The organism is Pseudomonas luteola NBRC 103146, assembly GCF_002091675.1.
Taxonomy (GTDB): Bacteria; Pseudomonadota; Gammaproteobacteria; order Pseudomonadales; family Pseudomonadaceae; genus Chryseomonas; species Chryseomonas luteola.
Genome location: NZ_BDAE01000056.1, coordinates 1 through 5,585 on the forward strand (window position 1 = coordinate 1; position 5,585 = coordinate 5,585).

At 53.0% G+C, this 5,585-nt stretch carries 9 protein-coding genes; 2 read left to right on the plus strand and 7 right to left on the minus strand.

The window, feature by feature from the left end; translation table 11 throughout:
• Positions 1-7: 7 nt before the first annotated feature.
• From PLU01S_RS24700 to PLU01S_RS24730, 7 genes are all read right to left on the minus strand, one after another.
• Positions 8-229 (minus strand): hypothetical protein, encoded by a 222-nt coding sequence (locus tag PLU01S_RS24700; RefSeq protein WP_074830609.1) that lies wholly within the window; start codon positions 227-229, stop codon positions 8-10.
• Positions 226-729, minus strand: coding sequence for a KilA-N domain-containing protein (locus PLU01S_RS24705; protein WP_074830611.1), 504 nt, complete (start codon positions 727-729; stop codon positions 226-228). The genes PLU01S_RS24700 and PLU01S_RS24705 overlap by 4 nt, the downstream gene beginning before the upstream one ends.
• A complete protein-coding gene (locus PLU01S_RS24710) occupies positions 726-2,549 on the minus strand; it encodes a toprim domain-containing protein (RefSeq protein ID WP_074830613.1) in 1,824 nt (607 codons plus the stop codon). Before PLU01S_RS24710 ends, PLU01S_RS24705 begins: the two co-directional genes overlap by 4 nt.
• Positions 2,549-3,394: a hypothetical protein gene (locus tag PLU01S_RS25875; RefSeq protein ID WP_074830616.1), complete on the minus strand. Its 846-nt coding sequence runs from the start codon at positions 3,392-3,394 to the stop codon at positions 2,549-2,551. Before PLU01S_RS25875 ends, PLU01S_RS24710 begins: the two co-directional genes overlap by 1 nt.
• A complete protein-coding gene (locus PLU01S_RS24720) occupies positions 3,394-3,585 on the minus strand; it encodes a hypothetical protein (RefSeq protein ID WP_074830619.1) in 192 nt (63 codons plus the stop codon). Before PLU01S_RS24720 ends, PLU01S_RS25875 begins: the two co-directional genes overlap by 1 nt.
• 86 nt (positions 3,586-3,671) lie before the next feature.
• The gene (locus PLU01S_RS24725; protein ID WP_074830645.1) at positions 3,672-3,980 is read right to left on the minus strand and encodes a CII family transcriptional regulator; all 309 of its coding nucleotides are present in this window, start codon (positions 3,978-3,980) and stop codon (positions 3,672-3,674) included.
• A gap of 2 nt (positions 3,981-3,982) precedes the next feature.
• Positions 3,983-4,198: a helix-turn-helix domain-containing protein gene (locus tag PLU01S_RS24730; RefSeq protein WP_074830626.1), complete on the minus strand. Its 216-nt coding sequence runs from the start codon at positions 4,196-4,198 to the stop codon at positions 3,983-3,985.
• An 87-nt stretch (positions 4,199-4,285) separates the two neighbouring features.
• On the opposite strand from PLU01S_RS24730, the gene PLU01S_RS24735 reads away from it, so the two are divergent.
• Positions 4,286-5,008, plus strand: a complete 723-nt coding sequence (locus tag PLU01S_RS24735; protein ID WP_074830632.1) for a LexA family protein — start codon at positions 4,286-4,288, stop codon at positions 5,006-5,008.
• Positions 5,009-5,062: 54 nt separating this feature from the next.
• Positions 5,063-5,428: a hypothetical protein gene (locus tag PLU01S_RS24740; protein WP_074830636.1), complete on the plus strand. Its 366-nt coding sequence runs from the start codon at positions 5,063-5,065 to the stop codon at positions 5,426-5,428.
• The last annotated feature ends 157 nt before the right edge of the window (positions 5,429-5,585 follow it).

Below are 5,585 nucleotides of genomic sequence, written 5' to 3' on the forward strand. Positions count from 1 at the left end.
ATGGTGCTCATGAGCGCTCCCCCTCTCCCTGGGCCAGAAGATCCTCAGCATGTTCTTCAGTAGAGGAAGGCCATTCGATGATCAGGCAGTCAACCTTCGGTAGGTGTGGATGCTTAGCGGCAAAGTCTTCGAAATAGGCGCAGAACTGCTCTGCATCTTCGTGACTAGCCATAGCCATGATTTCGTCTGGGCCCTGCATGTGCACTGCCCATAGTTTTTGATTGCTCATGCTGCGTCTCCCTCAAAGCTAAGGGCCAGTTGAAGCTGGGTACGCCAGTGATCAACCTCATGCTCAAGAGCTGGCTTTCGGTTTCTCCAGCGGGCAAGCTCACGGCCATTCATGCTGGCTAGGTCGCGGGCGTCATCTAGCTTTCGGCAGGCTTGGTCGAAGCGCTGGCGAAGGGTCAGGTTCCCATGCAGGAGACCGTCAATGCGCATATCGCACCAGACGGCGAAGTCAGCAGATACCCAACGGGCGAAGGCAACCGCCAATTTGGGATGCAGCCAAGTACCGCCATTGCGGCCTTTAATGGTCAGAACTAAATCCCTCGGATTCGAGGTATTTAAATGACGGCTCAGGGCCTCAATGTATTTTTCGGTCTCTTGGTTGCGCAGCCAGTTATCAATACGCAGGCCACTGTCTTTGGCCACTTTTGTCGCATTGATCCAGCCATCCAGATTGAACTGGACTGGCACGCCCTGGTACTCAAAAGGGATTACGTTGCTCATGCTGCGTCTCCTTCAGTCTTATCGCCGCGGATGCCGGTGTAATTCACCCATTGCCGAGGCTTATGGCCGTCTCGGTCGAGGTATTGAGCCGAAGCCACGTCAAACCACAGATTGATCTCGTCTTCCTCACCGGTGAGGCGCTGTTTGCTGACGATCATCTTCACGTCTGCATAGCTGTCATAATCGGTACCGCCTGCCTTCCGACAGGTTTCCTTGGCCTTGTTCCGCCATACCGTAATGACGTTGTCGGCCAGGTCGGTCAGGATTGCGCCGCCTCGCACGTCGAGCTTTCCAGGGATCTTGCTTTCGTCGTCGGCCTTGCGCGGGTGTGCAACCAAGTGGACGTGGACGCCCATCTCATGCGCGAAGCCGACAAGGGCTTCCATTGCCTGCTTTTGCCCGTTGTAGTCGTCTTCGGCCATACCCAATTTGGCAAGGCTGTCCACGATGAAATGATTCACGCCATAGCGGCGCGCGGCGTACTTGAAGGTCTCGATCATTTCTGAGGTCTTGGCTGACCCCATCTGATCGAAAATCCACAGCTTGCCGGATAGGCTTTGAAGAATGGCATCGATATAGCCGCGGCTTGGATGAGCCAAGCCCGCGGCCTGCCGTACCATCCGCTGCATGGTGCGCTTGGCTGGCATCTCCATCGAGGCAATACAAAACTTGGCGCCGTTTCGCATGCCATGAAAGGCGATGTAGTTCAGGAGTTGTGACTTGCCATGACCAGACCAGCCAGTCCAGACAGTCAGCTCACTCTCGCGGAACCGGATAAGGTCGCGCTGCTTCTCCCAAGGAGTAGCCATGCCGGTCATCGTTGGGTTCTTATCGAAGAACTCGTCAATGATTTGGTCACGAAACTCCATGACCCCGACCAGCTTTTCAGGGTCGAGACTCTTGGCTTTCTCGTAGCACTCAGCAATGTCTTCAGCATCGAGAAACAATGCATCAAGGCATTCGTTGAAATCTTTCGCTGGTAGCTCGACCAGTCGGCAACGCTCACGTCCTAGTCGCTTGACCAGTTCCTCAGTAGCCTTACGCCCCTCTTCGTCCTGATCCAGAGCAAGCCAGATCGTGTCAAAACGCTGGAGGTTGTCGAACTCGTACTCTATCCAGGCTTGCTTGTTACCACCGCCACCACCGAACGGGACTGACAGTGCAGGCTTGCCGTACTGCCACGCGGTCATGGCGTCGATCTCGCCTTCGACGATGGTGACTTCACGCGCCGTACTTGGGATGGTGTGCCAGCCGAACAAGCAAGGCTCAGTACCAGGAGATGTTTTAATTCCGGTTTTCTTGCCGTTGGCATCACGATCAATACCGATGGTTTTCCAGTGAACCAGCGAGTCATTGCGCAGGTACGGGAAAACCATCAGCCGACCTTGCTCAGCCACCTTGAACGCCTTGATCGTTGCCTCTGTCAGGCCTCGTCCCTTGAGGTATTCCATCACCGGTGAATCAACCTTTGGCGCTACACACTTGGGTCGATCTGGACGGGTGAAAGTCTTCTCGCTTGGGCGCTTGAGCACTGGCTCACGAACACCTAGGTATTCCTTGGCTTCAGACAGGGCCTTGCCCATTTCACAGCGATTCACTGCGCACCACAGGTCCAACAGATCGCCTGTCTCACCGCTGGCAAAATCACACCAGATACCAGCCTTGTCGCCGGTCAGGTGCACGCCCATGCTTGAGCCTTTCTCGCCGCTTACACTTCCTACACGCCACTCATGCCCTTCACGCTTGCCGTTGGGTAGCAGATGCCTGACGACATCGTGCACACGGTCAGCCAGACGGCTTGATACTTCTGACGGAGTCATTACGCTTCCCCTATCCGGCGCAGGTATTCCCAGGACTTACCGGAGTTCGGTTCATTCCACTCTTCGTTCATGAGTTCCCAGCGGTTTTCAGCCATGTTCCAGTGGTGGAAATCACCCGGGCGGGTCTTCGGTGGCTTGGTATCGCGGGTTCCCTTCACGATCCGGGGACGGCTGGCGTCTGAGATGGGGTGAACGTTAGCTAAGCCCTGAGGAAATAGTCCCTGCCAGCCAGCGTTGATCGATGCCTGCACGACTGCGTCGGGGTCTGGGTGATCTTCCAGAAGCTTGGCTTGTGCCTCACAAGTGGTTTTCTTGAGGGGCTTGCCCTGTTCCTTCCGACACTGAACCCATTTGGCCCACACAGCAGGGGATACGTTTGCCGGACAAGCTTGAATCGGATCAAAACCCGAAGCCGGCTTGGTCGGCTTCTCCCCCTCGGGGGGTAAGGGGGGTTCTTGTTCTGTATCTGTATCTGTATCTGTATCTGTATCTGGTGGCGTTACTGAAACGTTACATGCCTGTTTCCTAGCCTTCTTCTTGCTGGCTCGGTGGGCTGCAACCCGCGCCGTGCTTGAATCAGAGACATATTGACGCTTGTCCCAAGCACACGGCTTTGCATCTTCATCAATTAGTCCTCGATCAATCAAAATCCGCTTAGTTTTGTTCCATTCTTCGTTACTGATACGTAACTGAAACGCTACTTCTTCATCATGTAACGTTACATCGCCGTTACTGCAACGGAGACACAACAACATAATGAAGCGCCGCTGATCTGACTCGGAAAGCATTTGGACCTTGGGGTCTGTAGCAAACTCCGAATACATACGGAACCATTGATTAGCCATCAGCGGGCCTCCTCTTTAACGATTGGGCGGCCTTCGCTTTCAACGATGCGCATATGAGCACAGAAGATTTCGAGCTGGTCGCGAGTGATACGGACGGTTGATAGTGTGGTGCCGGATGTTTGTGAGACTACGATCTCGTCTTCTTCCAACAGCATCAGGTAGGAATTGCACTTCAGGGGCTTCGTTGGCATACTTTCCTCTCAAGTTGACGTGTTATTGATTAAGCCGGTCTAGCCACCGGCTTTTTCTTGCGCGCAATTTGCCTTTCCCATCTCGATCACTCCTCGCCTAGTTGATCGATGTTCTGCGTGTGCTCCATCCAACGCCTTGCAAGGTGGAACAGCGCCTCAATGTCGTTCTCGTTGAACGAGCGCATCTCTGTCGGAACGATCTTCAGGTCTAGGAATGCAAGGATCTGAGCGAACCTCTCGAACTGCTCAGGCTTCATGCGGCTGATTGTTGCTTCGTCCACACCTACTGCCATTGCCACCGGCGCATTACCTACCGATGTAAGGCGCTGCATGATGGCGCTGTAGTTCTTGCGTGACCTTTGAAGCTGGTCCGGGCTTAATTGAGTTGTTGACATGATTAAGCGGCCATCTCTGCCCATGGGAACGTGGGGCAAAGATCCTCCTTCTTGAATTCGCCGAGCGTTAAAGCTTCTGCTCGCTTGGCAGTGACTGGTGACATTCCGTGCTTTCCTCTAACCCAGCCCGAAACGGTGCTTTGATCAACGCGAAGTCTTTCTGCGGTGATCTCTTGTGTGCCGAAGAAGGCAACAAGGTCCTTGTAGATAGTGTTCATACCGACCCTCCATACGGGAATTCCCATATATTAAAGTATGGGAATACCGATTTGCAAGAATATGGGTGTTCCCTTGATAATTTTCAGATGGAATACAAAGACCGCCTCAAAGCCGCTAGAAAGCATGCCGGTCTCACTCAAGGTGAGCTCGCGAAACGTGCTGGACTAACACAAACCTCTGTTTCCGACCTCGAAAGGGGTAAATCAAAAGCTACTGCCTTTACAGCCCAAATCGCAAAGGTCTGCGGTGTAGACCCTATTTGGCTCGCTCAAGGCCGTGGACACATGTTGTCACCAAACGCATTGCGTTCTGATACTGCGGAACTGTATAAAGATACAGCCGTCAGTGAAGGTAACGGCAGTTTTGATGTCAACGTGGAGCTGGCACCGCAGCCAACCCGATCCTTTGATTATCCTGAGATAAGCTGGGTTCAGGCTGGGATGGCCAGGGAGGCTGTGCAGGTTTTGAATCTTTCAGAGTGCGAGAAACATACTTCAGATGCTTGGGCGGGGCCGCATGGCTATTGGCTCAAGGTAAAAGGTCCATCCATGACTTCTCCGGCCGGAGTGTCATTCATGGAGGGCATGCTTATCTTAGTAGCACCTGGTATTGAGCCAGAAAATGGCTCTTTCGTTGTGGCAAAGATGATTGCCACCAATGAGGCTACTTTTAAGCAGTACATCTGGGACTCTGGTAAGGCTTTCCTTAAGCCCCTCAATAGTGCATTCCCGACCGTAGAGATGGATGACACCTGGGAGCTGGTGGGTAAGGTTGTCGATGCAAAATGGCCTCGCACCTTATTGGGCTAAATATCAGCGCAGCACCGCCGATATCTTATCTACCCCACTTGAAACGGAGTTCTTATGGAACCTGTATTTGGTTTTCTCTTCTTCCTGGTTTTCGCAGTCTTGTCATGGATAATCGCTAGCAAGCGCGGAAATTGGGGCTTCGCCTATTTCCTATGCTGCATTCTGCTTGGCGGCGCTATGACTATGCTTGTTGCCGTTGCAAGCGGCGGCAATGGGATTGCAGCTGCGTCTGCTGGATTTGCAGGGGCTGTCCTTACGCTACTGGCTGCATGCCTTATGCCTAATGATAAGCGCGTAGCTGAGACGAAAGGTGTTTCAAATGAGCATAAGAAATGCCCGTTCTGCGCCGAGGCAGTAAAGATTGAAGCCATTAAATGCAAGCATTGCGGCTCAGATCTAACTGAGAATACGGCCACATAAACTCACCAAACAGCCCATAAAGCCCGACGTTGATCGGGCTTTTTTTCGCCCATAATAAAAATTATGGGAATTCCCATTGACACCTAATATGGGATTGCCTATATTTCTCCCATGCCAGCCAACACGCCGGCAACGAAGCCCAGGCTTCCTGCTCTTT